Genomic DNA, 22,997 nt, shown 5'->3' with positions numbered 1-22,997 from the left:
AGGTCGTCAACAGGTCGCAGGGCATCACCTAGCGCGCCGTTTCAAACTATGGCACACCCTGGGTGGGGACGAATGCTGCGGAGTGTTGTGCAGATGATGCGGATTAAAGCCGGACGTTTCGTTTGGCTGCTTGCTGTCATGTGCCTGTTGGTCGGGTATTCCCCTAGCTGGGGACAGACTTCCAGCCCACCCGAGACATTCGATGTTTCGGATTACCGGCTCGCCATTCAAGATAGGGTCAAGGTTACCGTTTACAACGAGCCGACCCTTTCCGGCGAGTTCCTCGTAAACGCCGACGGCGCCTTGGCCTATCCGCTGATCGGGAATGTTCCCGCTCAGAACAAGACCGCCACCGAACTCCAGGCTGCGATCAAGCTGCGCCTTGCGGATGGCTTCGTGCGCGACCCGAGCGTGGCGGTCGAGATCCTGTCGTTCCGTCCGCTCTACATCTACGGCGAGGTCAACGCCCCCGGCCAATATAACTACACGTCTGGCCTGACGGTGCTGAACGCGGTCGCGCTCGCCAAGGGGTTCACCTACCGGGCAGACCAGCGGCGCATCTTCATCAAGCGGTCAGACGGCTCGGGGAAGGCGGAAGCCCGGGTGCTGCCCGACGCGCCGGTCGCTCCGGGCGACACGATCCGCGTCGCCGAACGGTTCTTCTAATCCGCCGGAAGTTGAAACCGGGTTGGCCCAAAACATGCAGTTGCTCGGTCAAGCTTGCCGTTTCGGGGCGGCAAGCGGCGCCAGAAGGCGTGCACCCCGCAGGAGTGGTAGAGTGAAAGCTTCGATTAGGATTGCTGGCCTGCTCGTCCTGGCGAGCATGGCCTTCGGCAGTGAAGCCGCCGCCGCGTCGCCCACGACGGGCGGCGCGACCACGGGCTCGCCGCCCAAGGTGGAAGTGACGCCGAACAGCCTCGCACAGGCGCTGTTGCAGGTGGTGTTCAGCCGGCCGCCGAAGGCGGAGGTGGCCGAGCATTATGACGCGCTGGTGGCCGAACTGGGCGTCTCGTCGGCGGAACCGCCGGTGATTATCGCCGGCATCGATCGCGCCGTGGCCGCGCCGGGTCTGCCACACAATGGCGCCATTGCCCTGGAAATGCTCCGCAAACGCGTGCGTCAGTTGGCGTCGCGTTACGGTGGGGCTACAGCGGCTCTGAATCAGCCTCTGGGCGATGTGAGTCCGGACCTGACATCATACGGCGGATCGGACTACGTCCGATGATCAACCGCTAAACAGAAAATCGAGGGGATCGATGCGACACGTGAAGAGGCCCGGGGGGGCTGTTGTAGCTGGCGCCGGACTCGCCATGGCGATCGTCGGCGCGGCTGACGCCCAGACCTATGACCGCGGTCGCAACATGGCCGTCACCCAGCGTGAGCGGCCGGACTACCAGGCGCTCGGCATCAACGCTGGCGGCTTCAGGCTCTATCCGCGCCTGCAGACCCAGACGACCTATACGTCGAACCTCTTCGCGCGCGAGACCGACGTCGAGTCCGACACCTTCTTCAGCGTCGTGCCGTCGGTCAACGCGGTCTCCAACTGGGGCCGCCATCAGCTGGGGGCCACCGCGACGCTTCGCCTGCGCCGTTACCTGGATCATTCGGCCGAAAATCAGGACGGCTGGGCCTTCCACACCTTCGGGCGGCTCGACGTTCACGGGCAGGATACGATCACCGGCTCGCTGGACGCCCAGAAGACCTTTGAAGAGCGGTCCTCGTCGCAATCGCCGGACTCCGCCGCCAAGCCGCTGCCGATCAACATCTATGCGGCGAACGTGCGGGGGGTGCATGACTTCAACCGCGTCCGCCTCAGCAGCGGGCTGCTCGTCCGCAAGTACGACTACCACAACGTCCCTTCGGTCAGCGGCGGCATCGTCGATGTGAGCGGGCGCGACCGTACCCTCTACACGGGCGACGTGAAGGGCGAGTACGCGATCACCCCGGATTCGGCGGTCTTCGTCACGACGTCCTACACCAAGACCGAGTACGACATCACCTCGCCGTCCGACCACGGTTCGAAGCAGGTGCAGGTGCTCGGCGGCGCGAACTTCGACCTGACGGCGCTTGGCCGCGGCGAAATCGGTCTCGGCTACGTCCAGCGCAAATACAACGATCCGGCCGTCGGCCGGACCCGGGGCTTCGCCGCCACGGCGAACGTTGAGTATTTCCCCACCCGCACGACGACGGTGACGCTGAACCTGCGTCGGTCGGTCGAGGATGCGATCGACTTCGACGGCGGCGGCTTCTTCCTGACGACGGGGACGCTGACGGTCGATCACGAGCTGCGGCGGAACATTCTGGTCAATGCGTCCGCGGGCGTCGAGAACCAGAAGTACGAGAGCCTGGACCGCGAGAACCGGACCACCCGCTATGAAGTGGGCGGGACCTATCTGGTCAATCGCGGCCTCGGCCTGAATCTCTCAGTTGCGCAAATTCAACGCAATTCGAGCGGCGTTAACAAACTTCATGATTTTGATGAAACGCGAGCAGCCCTGGGCGTCGTGCTTCAGCGCTAATCCATGGAATATGGGCTGGGCGATACGGGATGCCAGTAATGAAGATTGACGTGGAACGCGTGCCAAACCGTGAGCCCTCCCGGCCTGCGTCCTCGACGCGGGGGCTCGACCAGGCCTTCAACCTCGTCGAGCTGCTGAGCATATTCCGCAGGCGGATCAAGCTCTTCTTCCTGATTTTCGCGGTGGTCGCCGTCGCCGGAGCGGTGGCGACCACGCTCATGCAGCCGACCTATTCGGCCTCGACCCTGATCAAGGTCGAGCCCGGCGGACGTGACCCGACGGACAATCGCGGCCTGCAGGGCGGCGAGGCGGCGGTCGGCTCCTTCCTCGACACCGAGATGTCGGTCGCCACATCGCGGCGCGTGGGGGAAGCCGTCGTCGACCAGCTCAATTTGCTGGCGGATCCCGACTTCAACAAGCAGCCGACTCCGGCGGGCATGAGCGCCACCGACGCGAAGTCGAAGATGACCAAGCGCAAGTACGACGGCGTGGTCGGCAAGGTCCTGAAGGGGCTGAGCGTCAGCCGGGCCGGCCAGACCTATGTGCTCAACTTCATCTACACGTCGCCCGATCCGAAGAAGGCGACGATGCTCGCCAACGCCTTCGCGTCGCAATACATCGCCACCAGCGTCCAACTGCGGATGGAATCCGCCGACGCCCAGGCCAAGGTCCTGGAAGGCGGCGTGAACAAGCTCGCCGACGAGGCCCGCAACGCCAGCGCGGCGGCGGCCAATTTCCGGGCCCAGACCGGCTTGGTGGACACCACCAACGGGACGGTCCTGCAACAGCAGGCGACCACGATCGCCGCTCAGCTCAGCTCCGCCCAAGGCCGGCTGGCGGGCATTCAGGCGCAGCTGAACGAGGCGATGCGCCAGCGCGCGGCCGGCGCATCCGACGCGGCCGGCGTGGTGCTGAACTCGCCGGTCATCCAGAATCTGAGCGCCCAGCGCGCGGCCCTGCTGCGCGAACGGGACGAGATCGCCACCCGCTATGGGCCGAAGCACCCTGAATATCTGAAGATCCAGCAGCAGCTGGAGGGCATCGACTCGCTGATGAAGCAGGAGATGGAGCGGGCCATCGCTTCGCTGCGCGCCGACGCGCAGGCCACGGGCGCCGAGGTGGCTTCGATGCGCTCGCACCTGGCGGGCCTGCAGGGCCAGCTGGCGTCGAGCAGCCGCACGGAAGTTCAGGCGGCGACGCTGGACCGCGAGGCCCAGTCCAAGCAGGAAGTCTACAACCAGTACAATCTGGCGCAGCAACAGGCCGCCCAGGCGCAGCGCACCCAGAACGCCGATGCGGTGGTCCTGGCGCCCGCCGTCACGCCGACCTATCCGAGCTTCCCCAACAAGCCGCTGTTCATGACCCTGGGCGGCGTCCTCGGCGTGATCCTCGGCCTGGTGGCCGTCTTCCTGGCGGAAGCCTTCGATCCCGGCATCATCAACGCCCGGGATGCGGAGACGGCGCTGGGCCTGCCGATGCTGGCCTCGGTGCCGCTGGTGCCTCGCCATGTCCTCAAGCAGTTCGGCGCAGGTCCCGAGGCCTATGCGGTGGCCAAGCCGATGTCGGCCTTCGCCGAGTCCTTCCGATCCATCCGGAGCGGCCTGGCCTACGGCGGCGTCGCCTCGCCCAAGGTGATCTGCATGACCTCGGCCCTGCCGGCCGAGGGCAAGTCGGTGACCACCCTGACCTTCGCCCGGGTGCTCGGCCTGGCGTCGCACAGCGTCGCCGTGGTGGACTGCGACCTGCGTCGCAGTTCGCTCGCGGCCCTGACCGGCAAGCGCGTCACCAACGGCCTGGTCGAGGTCGTGACCGGCAAGGCCACCCTGACGCAATCGCTGATCGCCGACGAAGTGCCCAACGTCGCGCTCCTGCCGCTTTCGGCCGCGTCCTTCAGTCCCGCCGACCTGCTTGGCTCGCCGAAATTCCTGGCGATGCTGGAAGAGCTACGCGGCCGGTTCGACTACGTCCTGCTGGATACGCCGCCGGTTCTGGCGGTCGCCGATGCGCGGGCCGTGGCGCTGCTGTCCGACACCGTGGTCTTCCTGTGCCGCTGGTCGAAGACGCCGCGCGCGGCGTCTGCGGCGGCGATCCATCTGCTGGAGCAGGACGGCGCACGTATCGCCGGCGTGGTCCTCAACATGGTCGACCTGTCCGCGCGCGGGTCGCTTTCCGCCGAAGACCCGGCCTACTACCACCGCGCCTATGAGGGGTATTACGTCAGCTGACGACGCGCCGCCGCAGGCGACGGTGGGGCGCGCGCCTCATCTGGACCTGCAATGGGGCGCCGAGGCGAGCATCTGGAGCGCCCCGTCACGGAATGGGGTCTCCAGCGGTTCCTGGCCTTGGCGCGGCGCGCTAAGAGAGAGTCGGTGCTGCTGTCCCAGCGTCTAATGCGAGGCCAAATGACTCAGCTTGCTGCTGACTCGCCTCCGGTTCGTGCGTCGCAGCGGAGCCCGCGGGGGCGGAGCCGTGGGCGCGCACCGGAGACGAATGCGAGCGTCGAGGGCTCCGCCCAGCGTGAAGACTGGCTGGCGAAGGCCATCTTCATCGCCCTGCTGACCTCGATCGTCTTCCTCCAGAAGGTCGCCGTTCCCGGAAACATCGAGCTGGTCCTGCCTGTCGCCTGGGCGATGTTGGGCGGATCCGCGATATTCTTCCGGATCGGGATAGATGTCGGACGGTTCGTCCTGTTCGGAATCTTTTCCTTCTTCGTCATTGGAAGCCAGTTTCTTCTGGGATACGCGTTTTCCCAGAACAGCCTGATGGTCGGCCTCGCGATCACCGCGCTTCTTTGCTTCAAGATCTACGTGAAGAGCGCGACATACCTCTGGATGATGCGCACCTTCGTGAACGCGATGCTGCTTGTCGCGGTCATCGTCGGCTTGCAGCAGGTCCTGCAGCACACGCTCGGAGCCTGGACGTGGCCGAACCTGGATCAGGTGATCCCGTTAGCGTTCCAGTATCGCACGTACAACTACATGCAGTTGGTCGAGTGGGGATCGATCTATTACAAGCCGAATGGAATATTCTTTCTAGAGACGTCTGTTTTGTCTCAGTATATTGCCCTGGGATTTCTGGTCGAGTTCCTGTTTTTCCGGCGGGCCTGGGCGTTGGCCATCCTCCTCGGCGCCGAAATCGCCACCATGGGCGGGACGGGGCTCATGCTCCTCCTGTGGGTCGCGCCCTTTCTGATCCCCAGGCTCGGGCCAAGAGCCTTGGCGGCGGCGATTCCTGCGGCCGGGATCGTTGTGGCGTTGGCCATCTCCAGCGGATGGATGGCCAACGTCTCCACGCGGATGGGCACCTTCTCCACCGGGGGCAGCAGTGCGAACCAGCGGTTCGTTCAGCCGCTGCTCTATTTTGAAAATCTGAATTCGATTGGGCTCGATGCGCTGAAAGGGATCGGCGCGGGGAACATACCTCAAGTCACCGATACGGTCTGGTGGCCGGCGACCAAGGTCTCCGCCGAGTATGGCGTGCCGGCTGCGATCGCGCTCTACATCTATCTTGTCTATTCCCTGTTCAAAGGGACCGTGAGCCGGACCTTGGCGTTCGGTTGCCTGGTGCAGTACAGCATCCTGAACGGATCCTATGCCATGCCGATCTTCATGGCGACGACCGCCATGTTGGTCACCCTGTTCCACGTTCGACCGGAAGAGCTCGGGCAGCTAAAACAGGAGCTGCGCACGAAGCTCTGATCCGGGCCCTCTCCGCCTGGGGGTCATTTTTGATGCAGTCTCGCCGGGCCATGCGGCTCGCGGCGCACGTCGGCGGAGCGGGTCGTGTTTCCTGCCTTCATCAAGCTGCGTTCTCTGTGACCTAGCGTGGCCGCATGCTAGGTTCGCGCCGGATTTTGGCGGGCTACGGCGCGTCAGTCCTTCGACGTCGTCGCGCGCTCGCATCCACCGGCGCGCGAGCGCGGTGTCATCTTGGTCGCGTCCAGATCGGCGCGAGGGGGCGAGGTGGATGCAAGGCGCTCACCCCGTCGCCGGCGTAAATGGGGGTACGGGTGGGGCAAGCCTCGAAGTCACAGAAGTTCGCGACGCTCGACATCCTCCGCGGCGTCGGGGCGTTCGCCGTGATGGTTTTCCACTTCAAGAAGCTTCTGCCCTACGGCGAGGTGTGGGGGTGCGTCAGCGGCTACCTCGCCGTGGACCTGTTCTTTGTCCTCAGCGGCTTTGTGCTGGCGCACGCCTACGATCGCAGGCTGGACGTCACCCTGACGCCGGGCGCATTCGCCATCCAGCGGTTCGCGCGGCTGCTTCCGATGATCTGGGTCGGCTCCCTGCTCGGGCTGGTGATCGGACTTGGCAAGGGGCATGGCGCAGTCGAGACCGTGCGCTCGGCGGCGCTCGGGCTTTTCGCGCTCCCGAGCTATGTCTCGTACGACCGAAGCATATTTCCCTTGAACAGCGCCGAGTGGTCGCTGTTCTTCGAAATCTTCATCAACCTCGTCTTCGCCTACTTCTTCCGCGCGTTGCGAGGCCCCATGCTCTGGCTGCTCATCGGCGCGTCCGCCGTCATGCTGCTGGTGTTCGCCCTGAGCTTCGGCACCCTCTCCGGCGGGTGGGAGTGGAGCACCTTCCAGGTCGGCTTCGCCCGCGTCGGCTTCTCCTTCTTCCTCGGCGTGCAGCTGAGCCGCACCTACGAGGTCTGGTCGAAACACGTGCCGAAGGTCCCGGCCTTCGTCCTGGTCCTGGTGCTGGTGCTGCTGTTCGAAGTTCGTCCAAGCCCGGCTGTGCGGCCCTTCTTCGACCTGGCCTTCATCGTGCTGCTGTCGCCCGCCCTGGTGATGTTGGGCGCCGTCGCGGAGTGCAAGCAGGAGAAGGTGGTCAAATACATGGGGGGGATGTCGTATCCGCTGTACGCCATCCACGATCCGCTCGTGGGGGCGACCCGGGGGCTGGTGAAGAAGTTCGACGTCCTGTCGGGCGTCCTTCCGCTCGCCTTGGTCGTCGTGCTTCCGTTCGTGGCCTACGGCTTTGCGGTGCTTTACGACGCGCCGCTCCGCGCCTTCCTCACCCAGACCGTCGCCCGAGGGCGGCGCGCGGTGGCGCGCCCCTCGGAAAGCTGAACGCGATTGTCGATTTGGCGGCTGCGCCGTCCGCGGGCGACACGGGCTCGCCGATCCCGCTTCGCGCCTGGAGCGCGTTGCGCAAATGTGGACACCGGTTTTGCGCTTAGAACGCGCTCAACCAATTGATTCTAGGCCACGATTCAACGATCGGGCGATCCGCCTGATCGCATCGTGCTCTAGCGCGCCGCCGTCGGGCTCGGTACCAAGGCGGGAAGTCGACGAGAGGTGATGGTCTTGGCGGATGGACGAAGCGGCAGGCTGTTGGTCTGGCAGGATCACCCGGAGTTTGCCGGCCACGAGATGATGTTCTGCCAGGTCCTGCCGGGGCTGCTGCAGCGCTTCGAGGCGGTGCAGGTGAATTTTCCCAGCTGCAATCAGGGCTTCGCCAAGGCCCTGGAGCGGTTCGACGACCCCGGCCTCATCCGATCGCCGATTCCGTTCACGCGCATCTCGGCGGAGCTCTATCGCGCCCCGTTCCGGCGCGCCTACCGACGCTTCGTGGACGCGACCTATGACGCGTTCCGCCCGACCGCCAGCCTGGTTCTTCAGGGCCGCATCGAGAACACCGGCGCGCCCCTGCTAACGCTGGCGCGTCGCCCAGCCCGCCTGGTCTCCTATCTGCCGATGGCCCATTCCTGCCGGGAGATCAGCTCCTTCGCGGCCGGCACCGGCGCGCCGGACCTGCTGCGGCGCTTCTACTATCGCATTCCCGAACGCTTCATCGTGCCCTCGCGCGCCGTCGCCGCCCAGGTGATGAAGGCCGGCGGCCGCAAGGCCATGGTGGTCGAGAATATCGCCCCATCCGGGGTGCGCAGAAGCGACAAGCGCGAAGCCCGCGCCTTGCTGAACTTCCCCCAGGACAAGAAGCTGGCGGTCGTGCTGGGGCGGCTGAAGACCCGTCACAAGGGGTTGGACCGCCTGCTGCAGATGATCGCGGCGCAGCGCGACAGCCTGCAGGCGTGGCGTTTCCTCCTCATCGGCAAGGGGGAGGGGGAGGCCGATCTGAAGGCCCTGGTGGAGAGCAGCGGACTGTCGGACCTGGTCACCTTCATCCCCTGGCTAGAGAACCCGTCGGCCGTCTATTCGGCGGCGGACCTGATGCTGATGCCGGCGCGCTACGAGGGGGTGCCGCTGGTCCTGCTCGAGGCGATGGCCTACGGCGCGCCGGTGCTGGCCTCGCACATCGATGTGTTTACCGAATACCTCCCGGAGAGCAGCCGGTTCAGCTTCGAGGGGGCGGAGGCTCTGAAGGTCGCCATGGAGCGGGCGCTCAGCCCTGAGGGCCTGGCGGCCTACGCCGAGGCCTGCGGGCGGCATCTTCCCCGGCTGACACAGACGGCGAGCAGCGACGCCTTCGTCGCGGCGCTCTGCGGGCCATGATCATGTCGAACCCCTCCGCCGCCCCGAAGACGGCGTCGCGTACGCCGCTCGTCAGCGTGATCATGCCGAGCTTCAACTCGGCGGACACGATCGAGGCCTCGCTGCGCAGCGTCGTCGCCCAGACCTATCCGGCGCTTGAGATCATAGTCGTGGACGACGGCTCGCGCGACGACACCGTCACGCGCGCCCGCGCCGTCCCGTGCGAGCGTCCGATCCTGGTCGAGGCCGAAGGCCGCAACCAGGGCGCGCCACGCGCCCGCAACCGCGGCGCCGAGCTCGCCAAGGGCGAGTTCCTGGCCTTTCTCGACAGTGACGACAGCTGGTCGCCGGACAAGATCGAGCGGCAGGTCCAGGCCATGCTGGCCGCGCCGGAGGCGGTGCTCTGCTACACCCAGATCCGTCATGACGATCACCTCGGGCGGGTGATCTACACCTCGGAATATACCCGCAGCGGAGCGCTTGGGGCGGAGCTGCTCACCCGCAACGTGGTGGGCTCGACCTCCAGCGTGATGATCCGCCGCGACGCCTTCTTCGGCGTCGGCGGTTTCGACCCCGGCTTCACCGCATGTCAGGACTGGGACCTTTGGGTGCGGCTCGCCGAGGCGGGTCCCTTCGCCTGCTGCGCGGCGCCGCTCACACAGCTGTTGCACCATCGTGGCACACGGATCAGCAACAACGGACAGCGGAGGCTCAAGGGCTACCTGCAGTTCTATCGTCGCCACCTTCGTCCGCTCCACCGCGGCGGCCGGATCGACCTCACGCCGTTCCGCAACGCCTTCGCAGACGTGCTCCTGCAGGCGGGCCGCCGACGGGCGGCGAGGCGGTTTTATCTTGGCGGTTGGCGCGGCGGCCGAGGCAGCCCGCGCGCCCTGTTTCTGGTTGGCCTGACCCTTGCTGGCTGCTCCTACGGGCGGATGCGCCAGATCAATCAGGGACTGGACCAGGTGCGGGGCAGGGTTCGCGCGATGCGCGGAATGTAGGCTCGTGCGGACCGTTTCAAGCGCGCAGGGGTTTCTGATGTGTCCAGGGAACGCGGTTGGCGGTACTACTTGCGGTTCAACATTGCCGTATAGTCTCGCGAATGCGGCGAATGGATCCGACGGGGGATCGTAGTTGGATGCGTAAGCGATTTTTGCAGCGCGGCGGGCGCCTCCAGTCTGTTTCAGCACCTTCAGACGGCTTCACGGGCTCGCGTTCGGGCGCTGAGCGCCGGCGTGAGCCTTGCGCCATTTTTGGCTGGGGGATGAGTGAGGGTCAGCGATGAGCGCCGAACAGTCGAGCCGCCGCCGCGGGGGCGCCAAGCCCGATCCGTCGCGGCCTGAGCTCTCGATCGTCGTTCCGATGTATCACGAGGAGGACAATATCCGCCTCCTGCACGAAGCGGTCGTGAACGCCCTGAAGGGCGAGAATATCGACTACGAGCTGATCATCATCGATGACGGCAGCAAGGATCGCACCTTCGAGATTGCGCGCGAGATCGCCAACGCAGACCCGCGGGTCTGCGCGATCGGCCTGCGCCGCAACTACGGCCAGACGGCCGCCATGGTCGCCGGCATCCAGAACGCGCGCGGCCGCACCATCATCACGATGGACGGCGACCTGCAGAACGATCCGACCGACATTCCGCGGCTGCTCGCCCTGGTCGAAGAGGGCTATGACATCGTGACCGGCTGGCGCAAGAAGCGACAGGACGGCGGCGCGCGCGTGGCGCTGTCGAAGGTCGCCAATGCGATCATGGCGCGGATCATGGGCGTGCAGGTGCGCGACAGCGGCTGTTCGCTCAAGGCCTATCGCGCCGAACTGATCCAGCACCTGCCGCTGTACGGCGAGATGCACCGGTTCATTCCCGCCCTGTCGCAGGTCGCCGGCGCACGCCTCGCGCAGATCGAGGTGAAGCACCACCCACGCCGGTTCGGAGTCTCGAAGTACGGCTTCTCGCGGGTCTACAAGGTGTTCCTGGACATCATCTCGATCCGCGTCCTGCTGACCTACGCCCGCCGTCCGATGCTGTGGAGCTGGAGCTTCACCCTGCTGACGCTCGCCGGGCTGATCCCCCTGGTCGTCCTGGCTCTGACACATCGCGACCTGCCGATGGTGCCGGTCACGATCTGCCTGCTGCTTGTCGCCTCGTCCTTGTTCCTGCTCGCCTGGAGCCTGGTCGGACAGATCTTCGCCCTGACGGAGCGGGGCGCGATGCGCTTCGCCGAAATCGGAGCGACACTCGCCTCGCGAGTGAGCGCGCCCCATGTGGAATCTTCTCAATGATTGCGAAAACGCGCACGGACGTCATGCCCCCCGCCCTGTCGGTCATCATCGTCCTGCGAGGGCGGGTCGAGGACGTTGGCGCCGTTTACCGGGCCTATCGCGACTCTCTGCTCCCCTTGGACCAGAAGGTTGAGTTCATCTATGTGCTCGACGGACCGCATCCGGACGCCTGGGCCGAGCTCGTGAAGCTCGTCGAGGCCGGCGAGCCGATCATGGTGCTCGACATGCCGCGGGTGTTCGGCGAGGCCGCCTGCCTGCGGGAAGGTCTGAAACATGCGCGGGCGGAGAAGGTGCTGATCCTTCCGCCCTTCCTGCAGGTGGAGGCCTCCGCCCTGCCGGCGCTCGTGCAGGGGCTGGACAGCGCCGACCTGGTGGTCGGCAGCCGTGACCGGGCGGCGGACAGCGCCTGGAACCGCCTGCGGGGCTGGACCTACCAGCATGTCGCCCGCCTTGCGCAGTCGAGCTACGACGATCCGGGCTGCAGCGTGCGCGCGGCGCGGGCGCACGTGTTTCAGGAGATCAACCTGCTGGACGGCCACCAGCGCTTCATGCCGCTGCTGGCCGAACAGGCCGGCTTCCGGGTCAGCCAGGTGACCGTGGCGCAGGCCGCGGCCGACCGCCGGGCCCGGGTCCACAGCGTCAGCGAATATGTCGACGGCCTGATGGACGTGGCCGCGATCGCCTTCGTCACCCGTTTCATGCAGAAGCCGTTCCGCTTCTTCGGATCGATCGGCCTTTGCCTGGCGGCCGCGGGCCTGCTGACGGGGCTGCTGCTGGTGATCCAGCGCTTCGCCTTCGGAGTCGGGCTGCAGGATCGGCCGATGCTGATCGTCGTGGTCCTGCTCGTGGTGCTGGGGATCCAGATCGCCGCCGTCGGCCTGATCGCGGAGATCGTCATCTTCACCCGCTCGGCGACGCTGAATTACCGGATCCGCGAGATCGTCGATCAGGCGTCCAGCCGCAAGCAGGGCCGGCCGGTTATCGATGGCCGCAGCCGGGTCCTCGCCGAGCCCGAATGAATGCCGGTAGATGAAGCCGACGTCGTCGTCGTCGGCGCCGGGATCCAGGGCGCGGCGATGGCGCAGGCGCTTGGGCGACGAGGCCTGCAGTGCCTCCTGCTCGAGCGCGAACCGGAACCCGCCGCCGGAGTCAGCGCGAACAGCTACGGGATCGTCCACGGCGGTCTGAGATACCTCCAGAGCCTGGACATCGATCGCTGGCGTCGTTCGAAGGGCGATCAGCGGTGGTATCTCGAGGCCTTCCCGGATCAGGTCCGGCCGTTGCGCTGCGTCATGCCCCTCTACCGCGGCGCCTTCCGCTCGCCCGCCGCCTTCCGTCTCGCCTTCCTCCTGGAGCAGATCTTGCTCAAGGGTCTGGGCGCCGGCGCGGAGCTGCCGACCGGGGGGCTCTGGAGCCGGGCGCAGACCCTCGCCGAATTCGACATCCCGGCGGACGGCCTGGTCGGCGCGGCGGTCTGGTACGACGCCGAGCTCCTGGATGCGCCGCGCGTGGTGCGCGCCCTACTGTCCCAGGCCGGGCCGTCGGTGCGGCTGGAGACGGGCGTGGAGGTGGTCGGCGGTCTGGTCGAGCCGGGCGGGCTGGCGGGCGTCCGTGTCCGCGACGCAGGCTCCGACCGGGTACGAGACGTGCGCGCGCCGCTCGTCGTGCTCTGCGCGGGACCTCAGTCCCAGGCGCTGGCGGCCGGTTTCGGGATCCGCGACGAGGGCGAGCTCGGCTGTGGAGCTCTGGCCTTCAACATCCTCTACGACGCGCGTCCCGACCTCGCCGCGGCGCTGGCGGTCTCGGTGCGGCCGGGCCGCGGCCGAAGCTATTTCATCCGCCCGACGGCGGACGGCCTGCTGGCGGGGACGGAATATGTCCCGGTGTCGGATGGACGCAGCGCCGTCACGGAGGCGGAGGTTCGCGGCTTCCATGACCAGCTGCGGCAGGCGCTCCCCGGATGGGATTTCGACGCCATGCCTATCAAGCGGGTGCTCTGCGGCCGGTTGCCCGACGCCGACGGCAAGGGCGAAAAGCTTCGGAGCCGTGACGTCATGATCGACCATGGCGGCCGCGGCGGCCCGGAGGGATTGTTCACGGTGCTTGGCGTCAAGCTGACGACGGCCCATGACCTTGCGGAGCAGGCCGCCGAGATGGTGATCCGAGGGCGTCGTCGCCGGAACCCGGCGTCGGCCGTGAAAGCTGAGGAACTGCGTCATGCCTGAAGCCAGCGACTGCGTGAGCGTCGCGGTGGACGCCCACGTCCATATCTATGAGCCGGTCCGCGCCCTGGAGGCGCTGGCCCAGGCGGCGCAGAACGTGCGTCGCCGCAGCGGCCTCGGACGCGGCGCCCTGCTGCTCACCGAGAGCGCGGGCTTCCACGTCTTCGACCAGCTGGCCGCCAGCGCCACGCCCGGCGGGCCGATCGAGGCGACCTCGGAGGCGAATGCGCTGTGGTTCCGCAGCCAGGCGGCCGACCTGCTGATCATCGCGGGGCGTCAGCTGGTCAGCGCCGAGGGGGTGGAGATCCTGGCGCTCGGCGAGCGCGTGGCGTCGCCGGACGGCGCGCCGCTCGAGGAGATGGTCGACAGCCTGCTCGCGAGGGACCTGCTGGTGGTCGCGCCCTGGGGCGTCGGCAAATGGCTCGGCCGCCGCAAAGGCCTGGTGCAGAACTTGCTGGAAACCCGTCCGGTGCACCTCGGCGACAACGGCGGGCGGCCGGCAGTCTGGCGCTCGCCGCTGTTCGACGCCGCGCGGCGTCGTGGCCTGAACGTCTTGCCGGGCAGCGATGTCCTGCCGATCCGCGGCCGCGTGTCCGGCATCGGAAGTTTCGGCGCGGTGGTTGAGACGGCCTGGGATGCAGCGAAGCCCGCGCACGCCCTGCTCAGCGCGCTGAAGAACCCGGCCACCAGGATGCAGCGCTATGGCGACCTGCGCGGCGTGCCCGCCTTCATCGCCGACCAGCTGCAGTTGCGACTTCAGAAGCGGCGACGCATGGAGGGACAATGAGAATTCTGTTCCTGGCTCCGCAGCCCTTTTACGTCGAGCGCGGAACGCCGATCGCGGTGCGCCAGGTGGTGACGGCCCTCTGCGGCGCCGGCCACAAGGTGGACCTGATCACCTTTCCGGGCGGCGAGGACATCGAGGTCGCAGGCCTCACCCACATCCGCATCGCGCGGCCCCCGGGGGTGAAGAAGATCCCCGTAGGCTTCTCGCCGGCCAAGCTGCTCTGCGACCTGTGGCTCGGCGTCGAGCTGGTGAAGCGCCTCGGCCGTAAGCGGTACGATGTGGTTCACGCCGTCGAGGAAGCCGTCTTCCTGGCGCTGCCGTTCCGACGACTGGCCCGCTTCAAGCTGATCTACGACATGGACTCCCTGATGTCGGATCAGCTGGTGGAGAAGTGGCCGGGGCTCAAGCGCTGGCATCGCTTCCTGTTCTGGTTCGAGAGCCAGGCCGCGCGCGGCTCGGACCTGGTGCTGGCGGTCTGCCCGGCGATCGGCGACAGGATCCGCCCGCACGTTCCGGCGGACCGGGTTCGCGTGACGCCCGACGCGGCCACAGGACTGGAGCCCGCCACGGGCGAGGTCGAGGATCTGCGCGCGACGGTGAAGCGCGACGGGCCGCTCGCCCTCTATGTCGGCAACCTCGAAGGCTACCAGGGCGTCGGCCTGCTGATCGAGGCCGTCGCCCGGATGAGCCGGCCGCCGGGTTTCACCCTCGCCGTCATCGGCGGCGACGCCAAGTCGATCGAGGCGCACCAGGCCCTGGCCGAGGGACTGGGCGTCGGCGACTGCGTACGATTCCTCGGCCCGCGGCCGCTGTCGAACCTGAACGGCTATCTGGCCCAGGCCGACGTGCTCTGCTCGCCGCGGCTCAAGGGGGTCAACACGCCGATGAAGGTCTATTCCTACATGGCCTCGGGCGTGCCGGTTCTGGCCACCGACATCCTCAGCCACACCCAGGTCCTGGACGCCTCATGCGCCAGACTGGCCGCGCCCGATTCCGCGGCGATGGCGGCAGGCCTGGCCCAACTGCTGGCGGACCGCGCCGGGGGACAGGCGCTCGCGCTGACGGCGCGCAGCCGGGTGCACGCGGATTACAGCCTGGCGGCTTTCGAGGCGCGGCTGTTGGACGCCTACGCCTCGCTGGGGCGGAGCAGCGGGCCCGGGCGGCCGCGGTCGGCCGCCCGCGCCGAGGCGGCGGGGGTCACGCCCACCGCTTGAGGAGCCCGGACGGGCTTGAAACCATGTGCTTGCGGATCCCGCGGCGGCAAGCGCGGAGGGGCGGATTGCGATCCGCCGGCGTCGCCGCGCCGGCGCGGCCAGACCCCATCGCGCGACCGCGTGTCACGGCGCCGGTTTCTCCGGCGATGTTCATCATAGTTAGGCAATTTCCCCACACATTGTCGTCACGGTCCGGCGTATTGAGTAGCCTTCCACAGTCCGCAGCGAGCCGTCAGGGAATCGGCTCTGGATGATGCGCCGTCGCACCCAGGCCATCTCCCGATCGGCCGAACGCCGTCCTCGCCACGACCGCTGCCGCGCCTGCAGCGCAATACCTGAGGTTATTTTAGTCTGACATGAGCAAGATCGAACGCGACCTCCGCGAGACCGGCGCTCCGCCCTCGGCGACGGACGCTCCGAAGATCTCGATCCTTGTGTGCACCCGCAATCGTGCAGACCAGCTGGCCGGTACGATCGCGTCCCTGCGGGCGCTCGAGAGCCGTATTCCGTGGGAAGCCGTCATTCTCAACAATCGGTCGACGGATCGAACGGAGGAGGTGATCAAGGCGGCCTGCCGTCAGGACAGCCGGCTTCGCTACGCTTACGAGGACCAGCCGGGGCTGGGCGCCGCGCGCGACAGCGGCTGGCGCCAAACGCGCGGTGAGATCATCGCCCTCTCCGATGACGACTGCTATTTCACCCCTGATTTCGTTGATAAAATGTGGGCCGTGTTCGCGGAGCACCCGGACGTGGGCGTGGTCGGCGGGCGAATCCTGCTCTACGATCCGGACGATGCGCCGCTGACGATCGATCTGCGGACCGAGCCTGTCTTCACGCCACCGAAAACGGTGGTTCGGACGGGCTCCTTCCACGGCGCAAACCTCGCCTTCCGGCGAACGACGCTCGAGAGGATTGGCGGCTTCGACCGCGAGCTCGGGGCCGGAACGCCGTTTCCCTCAGAAGACATCGACGCCGTGGCGGCGGGGATCTGGTCCGGCGACGCCGGCCTCTTCGACCCGCGGCCGGTGATCTTGCACCACCATCGCCGCCGCCTGCCGGACGTGTCGCCGCAGGTGAGGCGGTTCGACGCGGGGCGCGGCGCCTACTATGCGAAATATGTTCTGCGGCCCGACACCCGCGCGGCCTATCTCGCGGACTGGCGCGCGCGTCGAGGCCCCTTCTTCAAGCTGACCAATCCCCGGCGCACGGCGACGGAGATGCAGTCGGCGCTCCGCTATCTGCTCCGCTTCGGCGAGGGATCCGATAAGCTGGTCTTCGGCCTCCTGTTCGCGACCGAGCAGCTGAACGCCGTCGTCCAGCGCGTGCTTCTCGCGCTGATCCGCCGGCTGATCCCGGCGCCTGTCGAGATGGCGAAGTCCCCGTCCAGCGTCGGCGGATGACGAGCGCGAGACTTGAAGCCGAGTTCGGATTGGTCGTCTGCGGCCCAACTGTGAGTTGTCTCGAATGAAGGACGTTCGTTCGCGTCTGGCCGTCGGCACCATGTGGATGACCGGGGCAAGAGGCGCGGTCAATCTCTTCGGCCTGATCAGCACGACCGTGCTGGCCCGGCTGCTCACGCCGGCCGATTTCGGCGTGGTGGCCCTCGGGCTGACGGTCACCGCCATCCTCAGCGCCGTCACCAACATCTCGATGTCTGCGGCCCTTGTTCAGCACAAGGATCCTACGCAGGAACATTTTCACACCGCCTGGACGCTCGCGGTCTGCCGCGGCTTCATCCTGGCCGCCCTCCTGGCCGGGCTGGCGCATCCGCTGGCCCTGGCGTTCAGGGAGCCGCGCCTGGAACCCTTGCTCTACGCCTTGGCGATCGGGCCGATTTTCGAGGGATTGGCGAACCCTCGCAACATCATGCTGACGCGGGACCTGGTGTTCTGGCAGCAGTTCATGCTGCAGGTCTCGCAGAAGCTCATCGGGCTCATCGCCGGCGTCGTCGTCGCCGTGACGACCCACAGCTACTGGGCGCTGGTGGCCGGCACCCTGATCGGACAGTTCTCCGGGCTCCTGATCTCGTACACCGTCTTGCCCTTCCTGCCGCGTCCCAGCTTCCGGCACTCGAAGGACCTGATGTCCTTCTCCATCTGGCTGACGCTGCAGCAGCTGTTCAACACCATCAACTGGCGTTTCGATCAGCTGCTGGTCGGCGGCTTCCTGAGCCGGGCCGCCCTCGGCTTCTATACGGTGGGGGACAACCTAGCGGTCATCCCGACGCGTGAGGCGACGGCGCCGTTGAGCAACACCCTGTTCCCGGCCTTCGCTCGAATCCGTGACGATCGCGCGCGGCTGGCCGCCGCCTATCAGTCGGCGCAGGTGCTGATCACCGCGATCGCGCTTCCCGCCGGCGTCGGCATGGCGATGGTCGCCGACCCCCTTGTGCGCCTGGCCATGGGGGAAAAGTGGCGCAGCGCCGTCTTCGTGGTGGAGTGCCTGGCGTCGGTTTATGCGCTGCAGACGCTCGGCTCCATGTCGCAGCCTTTGGCCATGTCCAACGGTCAGTCGAGAATGTTGTTCATCCGGGACATGCAGGCGTTTGCGATGCGTCTTCCGGTGATCTTCATCGGCATGCACTTCTGGGGCCTGACCGGCCTGCTTTATGCGCGCGTCCTCACCGGCAGCATCGCGATCGGTCTCTCAATGCAGGTGGTGAAGCAGATCACCGGCCTGACCCTGATTTCGCAGCTGAAGGTGAACAACCGGACCTTCGCCAGCATCGCGATCATGGCCGCCGCGATCGGCCTCGTGGCGCACCTGATGGTCGTGCCGAGTTCGCCCGCCTGGCTGGCCGTCGAGGTGGCGGCGAGGGTCGCCGTCGGCGCCATCGCCTACATCGGCGCACGCCTGATCCTGTGGCGCGCTGCCGGCGCGCCCAAGGGGCCGGAGGCGGAATTCATCGGCATGGCCCAACGGCTGCTTGGAATGCTTTCAAGAGCGCGGCTGGGGGCGACGCCGAGCCCCTGAACACGATGCGGTCAGGCGGAATCGCCTGACCGCTAAATCGGCGCTCCGAGCTGGTCTCGCGCGGCCGCCGCGTCAGGCCGCCTTGAGGCGGCTTTGCAGGATCTCGGCGAGTTCGGCGGGGGAGGCGACCAGGGTCGCTTCGGCGCGTCCCTTCGTCCAGGTTTCGTACAGGGCGGAAATCTTGCCGTCGTAGGAATCAAAAGCGTAATTCGGGATGTCGAGCAGGCTGCTGAGCACGTGCGCGTGCAGCCGATCGGTGACGACGATCCGCCCCCGGCTGAGAAGCTCGACGCCATAGTTCAACCGGCTTCGGGCATAGGCCTGCCGCGCCCAGACAAACTGCTTGCCAAAGGGCGCCATGCGTTCCGGATGGAACCGGGCCATTCGCTTGAGCCGATAGTCCAGCTGGCTGGTCAGGGTGGGCGGATTTTCCAGCCAGTCGCCGACTTCGATCCTGGCCCCTGCGCCCCTGAGCGCCTGTTCAATCGCAGCGTGGTCGGCGACCGCTTCCTTGTCGGTCCGCAGCAGGCAAAAGATGTCGGTCGAGGGCGCCTTGCGCTTAATCGGCCGCATGGCGAACGCCATGTCCGGACACAGGATCACGCGACACTCGAAGTGCTGTTCGGCGAAGGCTTGGCTCCTGGTGTCGCGAACCAGCAAGGTGAAGTCCGAATGGGCCTTGATCAGGTCCGCCGTCCGCTTCAGTTCCTCGTCGCTGTCGAACGATATGCTCTGAGGCATCTGGATGATCGGCTTGTGGCGGAAGCGCTCGAGCGCCATCGACCGCATGCGATGGTGGTGCGGCCAGATATCTCCGAAATTGCCGCCGCCGTGGATGACGAGTATGGAGGCCTGATCGATATATTTGTCGGCGTCGGCCGTATAGGTGTCGACGTCAAAGTAGCTCAGGCGCGAGCCGGAGTGATGCTGCGCGAAAAAATCCAGCTCTCCGAGCAGAATTGCGCAGTCGCCAACGTTCGGGTGTCCAGGCGGGTCGATAATACAAATATGCTCATTTCGACCCGCTAACAGCGGGTTCAGGATAGCTTCGATCTTTGCGCTGAGTTCGCCCCGAAGCTGCGTCGCAGCCATTTGATTTTCCTGCATTTTACCTGAATGTCGACATTATCATCTTGGCTTGTTGCGTCGCAATAGAAAGTCGCCGTGGCGCGGCCGGGAAGGGCTGTTCGCACGCTTCTGGCCACGCCGGCGCGTGCCCAGCCTGGCCGCGCGCAGCGCTCCCCCGTTGCGCGTTAGCGGGCGCGCCGCGAGATATTCGTTGGTCAGCTATCGATGATCCTTGGCGGCGAAGGTTGGGGTGCTACCAATGGCCTAGTTTGAGCGTCAGGGCGGAGCGAGGGGAAGGATGACCGCTGATACTGTGCGCGAGCGGACGGGGGCGTCGGAGTTCAGCGTCCCGTCGTTGGCCAACGATCGTTGGCGCGTCTTGTGTATGGGGGCGGCCCTTTTCGTCGTCGCGCTGTCCATACGGCTAATTCTCGCGCAGCGGCAGGACGTGTGGGTCGATGAATTATACCACATTATTGCAGGAAAATCCCTCCAGCAAGGTCATGGGTTGCAGCTTTACGAGGGCGCGTACAGACGAACGCCTCTCTTCACATGGTTGATATCGAATCTATCCCCTTATTATACGTGGAATATGGTCGTTCCGCGGTTGCCCGCGGCGATAGCGGGGGCGCTTCACGTCGCGCTCGTCTTCACTTGGCTAAGGTTCCGGTCTGACTGGATGGCGGCGTTCGCCGCCGCGATGTTCCTGTGTCTGTCGGCGGTCGCCGTGCAGCAGTCGGCCTATGTGAGATTCTACTCGATCCACGCCCTGTTCTTCTGGCTGATGGCGACGTCAGCCTACGATCTGTTCACCACCGCCGAGCCGGCCAAACGCATCCGAGCCGTCGTCGTCGGGGGGGCGAGCGCGCTGATCGCCATGCATCTGCAGCCGAGCACGATCTTTGGCGTGCTCGCCATCGGGTGTTGGGGCGTCTGGATGCTTCGCCGCTCCGGGGTGTCGCCGAAACTCATCGGGGGGATTGCGACCCTTGGTGTTGTCCTGGTCGCCGCGGGCGTAGCGTTCATGGTGTTCAGTCGCCCATATGAGGTGGCGCGCCTGGCTCATCTTTTCTCGCACGCGGAGCAGTGGAATAGGGGGCAGGAGGGCGATGCACTATATTATATCAGGTATCTGATTGCGGAGTACCCGCTGCTGATATCTGGGTTTATCCTGTCTGCGGTTCTGGCCTATCGACAAAATCCGCCGCTGACTGTTCTATTCATCGCCATTCCCGCCACGATCGTCATCGCCTTGTCCACCGCCGGGATGAAGGCGCCTCGTTACATCCTGTTCGCTCTGCCCTTCGTGTTCACCATCTGCGGGCTGGGGGTTTCGGCGGGATGGAGGTTCCTCTTCCGCGACTGGTCGGCGGCGGGCGGTGGACGCAAGTGGTTCTGGCCGGCGCTCGCGGGGTTCACCCTGGCGGCGGCGCTCAGCGCCAGTCCTGGCTTCGCCGTCACCATCACCTCCAGCCTCGGCGGGCTGAAGCGCGTGGTCCAGGCGAAGAGCCTGCTGTTCGCGACGCCGGCGGATGAGCCCTGGCAGAGCCGGCGGGCCGAGATCGCGTCGGCGCTTTCCGGCCGGTCCGTGATCGTGACGACCGACGAGTTCAGAATGCTGCGCTACATCGGCGCTTACGATGTGGCGATAGCTCCCCGGTACAACATCACAGGCACCAAGAAGGAGCTGAACTCGGATCGACGGACGGGGCGGCCATATATTTCGACGCTGAAGAACGTCCAGCTCGTCTACGGCTGTTATCCTAGGGGCGCTGTTCTGGGCTACGCCAACAGCTGGCCGGCGCCGGTCGAAATGGACGCTGACGTCCAGGCCTTCCTGGATCAGCATACGCAGCACAAGATCGTTTCGGTGAACGACGGTCCCTTCCAGGTGCATATCCTGACCTGGGACCATCCTCCGGCTCCGCCATCGCCGGAGTGCGACGCTCTGACGGCGCGTATCAGCCAAGGGCACAGGCCGGCGAGCGAGACGATCGACCGCATCCTCGCCGAGCCTGGCGGCGGGCGGATCGCGGTCCGCCGCTGAAGGCGGACCTCGGTTGAGCGCGCGAGCGATGGAACAGGCATGATCGGCGCGGCGACGACATCGCAAGGCGGGGCGCCGGGGGCCGGCGTTGTGAGAAGGCTGCTTGCAGGCATTGCCTGGATGCGGCGGCCCCTTTACAGCTATGCTCGCTTCAGAGGGGATTTCCACTGAACGTTCGACTTGGAACGCAGGCTGACTCTGCAGCAATGCACGCCGCCATCGAGGCATCGGTGCGTTCGCAGACCAAGGTTATTCTGCTGATTGACCGTTTCCCCGAGCTCTCCGAGACCTTTGTCCGGGATCAGGCCTTGGCGCTGCTCGAGGCCGGGTTCGATCTCGAGGTGCATGCGCAGCGCGCGGGGACGGGCGATCTCGATCCGCGGCTGCAGTCGCGGGTGCGCTACGTCTCCAGCGAAGCCTGGATGCGCCGGATCGAACGCGCGCCGCTGCCGCGACAGGTCAAGGGGCGTTTTCGGAACTGGCGCGCCCGGGCGAGGGATCGCAGAGCCCTGGAACTGGCGGACATCGTGCTCTGCCATTTCGGCCCAAATGGCTTGCGGGCGTCTCGCTCGGCCAAGCCGGGCCGCCGGGCGCAGCTGTGGACGATCTTCCACGGCTACGATCTGTCGTCCTACATCCTGAGCGAGGGGCGAGGCGTCTACAGGACGCTGTTCGCGCACGGCGATCGGTTTCTGCCGATCAGCGAGCTCTGGCGGTCCAGCCTGATCGAACTGGGGTGCCCGCAGGAGCGCATCCTGCTCGCGCGCACCGGCGTCGACTGCGATGCGCTGCCGTTCGCCGAGCGGACGCCCGGGCCCGTCGCGCGGATCCTCTCGGTCGGTCGCCTGGTGGAGAAGAAGGGGGTCGAGGTGGCCTTGCGAGCCTTGGCCCGCCTACCGCGCGACGCCGCCGACTGGCGCTACGAGATCGTCGGCTCCGGCCCGCTGCTCGAAGACCTGAAGCGCCTGGCTGTCGAGCTGCAGCTGGGCGAACGGGTGCAGTTCGTCGGATCGCTCGATTCCGCCGGCGTGCGCCGCCATCTCGAGGCGGCTGACATCTTCCTTCTGCCGTCCCTGACGGCGAAGAACGGTGACATGGAGGGCATTCCCGTCGCCTTGATGGAGGCGATGGCGAGCGGCGCATGCGTGGTTTCCACGCAGCACAGCGGGATCCCGGAATTGGTCGGTCACGGCGCCTGCGGCCTACTGGCGCAGGAGGGCGACGTCGACGACCTCGTCGTGCAGCTGGAACGGGCGCTGGCCGAGCCCGCGCTGCGCCTGGCGCTCGCACGCCGGGCGCGACGCAAGGTCGAGACCGAATTCAACCAAAAGACGCTCCAGGACCAGTTGGCCGCCTCGATCGAGGACGCTGCGCCCAGGAGGCCTGCCGTGGTGGGCGCGCGTTGAGGTGTGGAGCCATTGCAAATGCGGCGCCCGCAAGCCGTC

The 22,997-nt window shown here is 66.4% G+C and carries 18 protein-coding genes; 17 read left to right on the top strand and 1 reads right to left on the bottom strand.

Annotation, left to right across the window (positions count from 1 at the left end; translation table 11 throughout):
- The first annotated feature begins 93 nt into the window (after positions 1 to 93).
- From ACSQ2B_RS07780 to ACSQ2B_RS07710, 15 genes are all read left to right on the top strand, one after another.
- Positions 94 to 666, top strand: a complete 573-nt coding sequence (locus ACSQ2B_RS07780; RefSeq protein WP_436048771.1) for a polysaccharide biosynthesis/export family protein — start codon at positions 94 to 96, stop codon at positions 664 to 666.
- A gap of 112 nt (positions 667 to 778) precedes the next feature.
- Positions 779 to 1,225 carry a hypothetical protein gene (locus tag ACSQ2B_RS07775; RefSeq protein ID WP_436048769.1) on the top strand — a complete coding sequence of 149 codons (447 nt, stop codon included), beginning with the start codon at positions 779 to 781 and terminating at the stop codon, positions 1,223 to 1,225.
- An 85-nt stretch (positions 1,226 to 1,310) separates the two neighbouring features.
- Positions 1,311 to 2,519, top strand: coding sequence for an outer membrane beta-barrel protein (locus ACSQ2B_RS07770; RefSeq protein ID WP_436048768.1), 1,209 nt, complete (start codon positions 1,311 to 1,313; stop codon positions 2,517 to 2,519).
- A gap of 38 nt (positions 2,520 to 2,557) precedes the next feature.
- Positions 2,558 to 4,744, top strand: coding sequence for a GumC family protein (locus tag ACSQ2B_RS07765; RefSeq protein WP_436048767.1), 2,187 nt, complete (start codon positions 2,558 to 2,560; stop codon positions 4,742 to 4,744).
- A gap of 177 nt (positions 4,745 to 4,921) precedes the next feature.
- On the top strand, positions 4,922 to 6,217 hold the full coding sequence (locus ACSQ2B_RS07760) for a hypothetical protein (protein ID WP_436048766.1): 1,296 nt from the start codon (positions 4,922 to 4,924) through the stop codon (positions 6,215 to 6,217).
- A gap of 311 nt (positions 6,218 to 6,528) precedes the next feature.
- Positions 6,529 to 7,593: an acyltransferase family protein gene (locus ACSQ2B_RS07755; protein WP_436048764.1), complete on the top strand. Its 1,065-nt coding sequence runs from the start codon at positions 6,529 to 6,531 to the stop codon at positions 7,591 to 7,593.
- Between the two features lie 231 nt (positions 7,594 to 7,824).
- Positions 7,825 to 8,976 carry a glycosyltransferase family 4 protein gene (locus ACSQ2B_RS07750; protein WP_436048762.1) on the top strand — a complete coding sequence of 384 codons (1,152 nt, stop codon included), beginning with the start codon at positions 7,825 to 7,827 and terminating at the stop codon, positions 8,974 to 8,976.
- Between the two features lie 2 nt (positions 8,977 to 8,978).
- Complete coding sequence (locus ACSQ2B_RS07745; protein WP_436048760.1) at positions 8,979 to 9,956, top strand: glycosyltransferase family 2 protein; 978 nt, start codon at positions 8,979 to 8,981, stop codon at positions 9,954 to 9,956.
- A 280-nt stretch (positions 9,957 to 10,236) separates the two neighbouring features.
- On the top strand, positions 10,237 to 11,241 hold the full coding sequence (locus ACSQ2B_RS07740) for a glycosyltransferase family 2 protein (protein WP_436048758.1): 1,005 nt from the start codon (positions 10,237 to 10,239) through the stop codon (positions 11,239 to 11,241).
- The gene (locus tag ACSQ2B_RS07735; RefSeq protein WP_436048756.1) at positions 11,238 to 12,260 is read left to right on the top strand and encodes a glycosyltransferase; all 1,023 of its coding nucleotides are present in this window, start codon (positions 11,238 to 11,240) and stop codon (positions 12,258 to 12,260) included. Before ACSQ2B_RS07740 ends, ACSQ2B_RS07735 begins: the two co-directional genes overlap by 4 nt.
- Positions 12,261 to 13,466 (top strand): FAD-dependent oxidoreductase, encoded by a 1,206-nt coding sequence (locus ACSQ2B_RS07730; protein WP_436048754.1) that lies wholly within the window; start codon positions 12,261 to 12,263, stop codon positions 13,464 to 13,466. It begins immediately after the preceding gene.
- Positions 13,459 to 14,250 carry a hypothetical protein gene (locus ACSQ2B_RS07725; protein WP_436048752.1) on the top strand — a complete coding sequence of 264 codons (792 nt, stop codon included), beginning with the start codon at positions 13,459 to 13,461 and terminating at the stop codon, positions 14,248 to 14,250. Before ACSQ2B_RS07730 ends, ACSQ2B_RS07725 begins: the two co-directional genes overlap by 8 nt.
- Complete coding sequence (locus tag ACSQ2B_RS07720; RefSeq protein WP_436048750.1) at positions 14,247 to 15,464, top strand: glycosyltransferase family 4 protein; 1,218 nt, start codon at positions 14,247 to 14,249, stop codon at positions 15,462 to 15,464. Before ACSQ2B_RS07725 ends, ACSQ2B_RS07720 begins: the two co-directional genes overlap by 4 nt.
- Before the next feature lie 356 nt (positions 15,465 to 15,820).
- Positions 15,821 to 16,864, top strand: a complete 1,044-nt coding sequence (locus tag ACSQ2B_RS07715) for a glycosyltransferase (protein ID WP_436048748.1) — start codon at positions 15,821 to 15,823, stop codon at positions 16,862 to 16,864.
- Between the two features lie 64 nt (positions 16,865 to 16,928).
- On the top strand, positions 16,929 to 18,437 hold the full coding sequence (locus ACSQ2B_RS07710; protein WP_436048746.1) for a lipopolysaccharide biosynthesis protein: 1,509 nt from the start codon (positions 16,929 to 16,931) through the stop codon (positions 18,435 to 18,437).
- A 72-nt stretch (positions 18,438 to 18,509) separates the two neighbouring features.
- Here ACSQ2B_RS07710 and ACSQ2B_RS07705 read toward each other — a convergent pair whose 3' ends face one another.
- A complete protein-coding gene (locus tag ACSQ2B_RS07705; protein WP_436048744.1) occupies positions 18,510 to 19,529 on the bottom strand; it encodes a polysaccharide pyruvyl transferase family protein in 1,020 nt (339 codons plus the stop codon).
- Between the two features lie 274 nt (positions 19,530 to 19,803).
- Here ACSQ2B_RS07705 and ACSQ2B_RS07700 point away from each other — a divergent pair, with 274 nt between their 5' ends.
- Together ACSQ2B_RS07700 and ACSQ2B_RS07695 are read left to right on the top strand one after the other, a co-directional pair.
- Entirely contained in the window at positions 19,804 to 21,552 is a 1,749-nt protein-coding gene (locus ACSQ2B_RS07700; protein WP_436048742.1) for a hypothetical protein, read from the top strand.
- A gap of 230 nt (positions 21,553 to 21,782) precedes the next feature.
- A complete protein-coding gene (locus ACSQ2B_RS07695; protein ID WP_436048741.1) occupies positions 21,783 to 22,958 on the top strand; it encodes a glycosyltransferase in 1,176 nt (391 codons plus the stop codon).
- Positions 22,959 to 22,997: the final 39 nt, after the last annotated feature.

It is taken from the genome of Phenylobacterium sp. LjRoot225 (assembly GCF_964252855.1).
GTDB lineage: Bacteria > Pseudomonadota > Alphaproteobacteria > Caulobacterales > Caulobacteraceae > Phenylobacterium.
Note: the sequence above shows the minus strand (reverse complement) of the source record. Positions and strands in the feature narration are given on the sequence as shown.

Bases quoted from the DNA above. Each gene is read 5' to 3' on its own strand.
- ACSQ2B_RS07780 (WP_436048771.1), top strand. From the start codon at position 94: ATGATGCGGATTAAAGCCGGACGTTTCGTTTGGCTGCTTGCTGTCATG.
- ACSQ2B_RS07770 (WP_436048768.1), top strand. From the start codon at position 1,311: ATGGCGATCGTCGGCGCGGCTGACGCCCAGACCTATGACCGCGGTCGC.
- ACSQ2B_RS07765 (WP_436048767.1), top strand. From the start codon at position 2,558: ATGAAGATTGACGTGGAACGCGTGCCAAACCGTGAGCCCTCCCGGCCT.
- ACSQ2B_RS07760 (WP_436048766.1), top strand. From the start codon at position 4,922: ATGACTCAGCTTGCTGCTGACTCGCCTCCGGTTCGTGCGTCGCAGCGG.
- ACSQ2B_RS07750 (WP_436048762.1), top strand. From the start codon at position 7,825: ATGGTCTTGGCGGATGGACGAAGCGGCAGGCTGTTGGTCTGGCAGGAT.
- ACSQ2B_RS07745 (WP_436048760.1), top strand. From the start codon at position 8,979: ATGTCGAACCCCTCCGCCGCCCCGAAGACGGCGTCGCGTACGCCGCTC.
- ACSQ2B_RS07740 (WP_436048758.1), top strand. From the start codon at position 10,237: ATGAGCGCCGAACAGTCGAGCCGCCGCCGCGGGGGCGCCAAGCCCGAT.
- ACSQ2B_RS07735 (WP_436048756.1), top strand. From the start codon at position 11,238: ATGATTGCGAAAACGCGCACGGACGTCATGCCCCCCGCCCTGTCGGTC.
- ACSQ2B_RS07730 (WP_436048754.1), top strand. From the start codon at position 12,261: ATGCCGGTAGATGAAGCCGACGTCGTCGTCGTCGGCGCCGGGATCCAG.
- ACSQ2B_RS07725 (WP_436048752.1), top strand. From the start codon at position 13,459: ATGCCTGAAGCCAGCGACTGCGTGAGCGTCGCGGTGGACGCCCACGTC.
- ACSQ2B_RS07720 (WP_436048750.1), top strand. From the start codon at position 14,247: ATGAGAATTCTGTTCCTGGCTCCGCAGCCCTTTTACGTCGAGCGCGGA.
- ACSQ2B_RS07715 (WP_436048748.1), top strand. From the start codon at position 15,821: ATGAGCAAGATCGAACGCGACCTCCGCGAGACCGGCGCTCCGCCCTCG.
- ACSQ2B_RS07710 (WP_436048746.1), top strand. From the start codon at position 16,929: ATGAAGGACGTTCGTTCGCGTCTGGCCGTCGGCACCATGTGGATGACC.
- ACSQ2B_RS07705 (WP_436048744.1), bottom strand. From the start codon at position 19,529: ATGGCTGCGACGCAGCTTCGGGGCGAACTCAGCGCAAAGATCGAAGCT.
- ACSQ2B_RS07700 (WP_436048742.1), top strand. From the start codon at position 19,804: ATGACCGCTGATACTGTGCGCGAGCGGACGGGGGCGTCGGAGTTCAGC.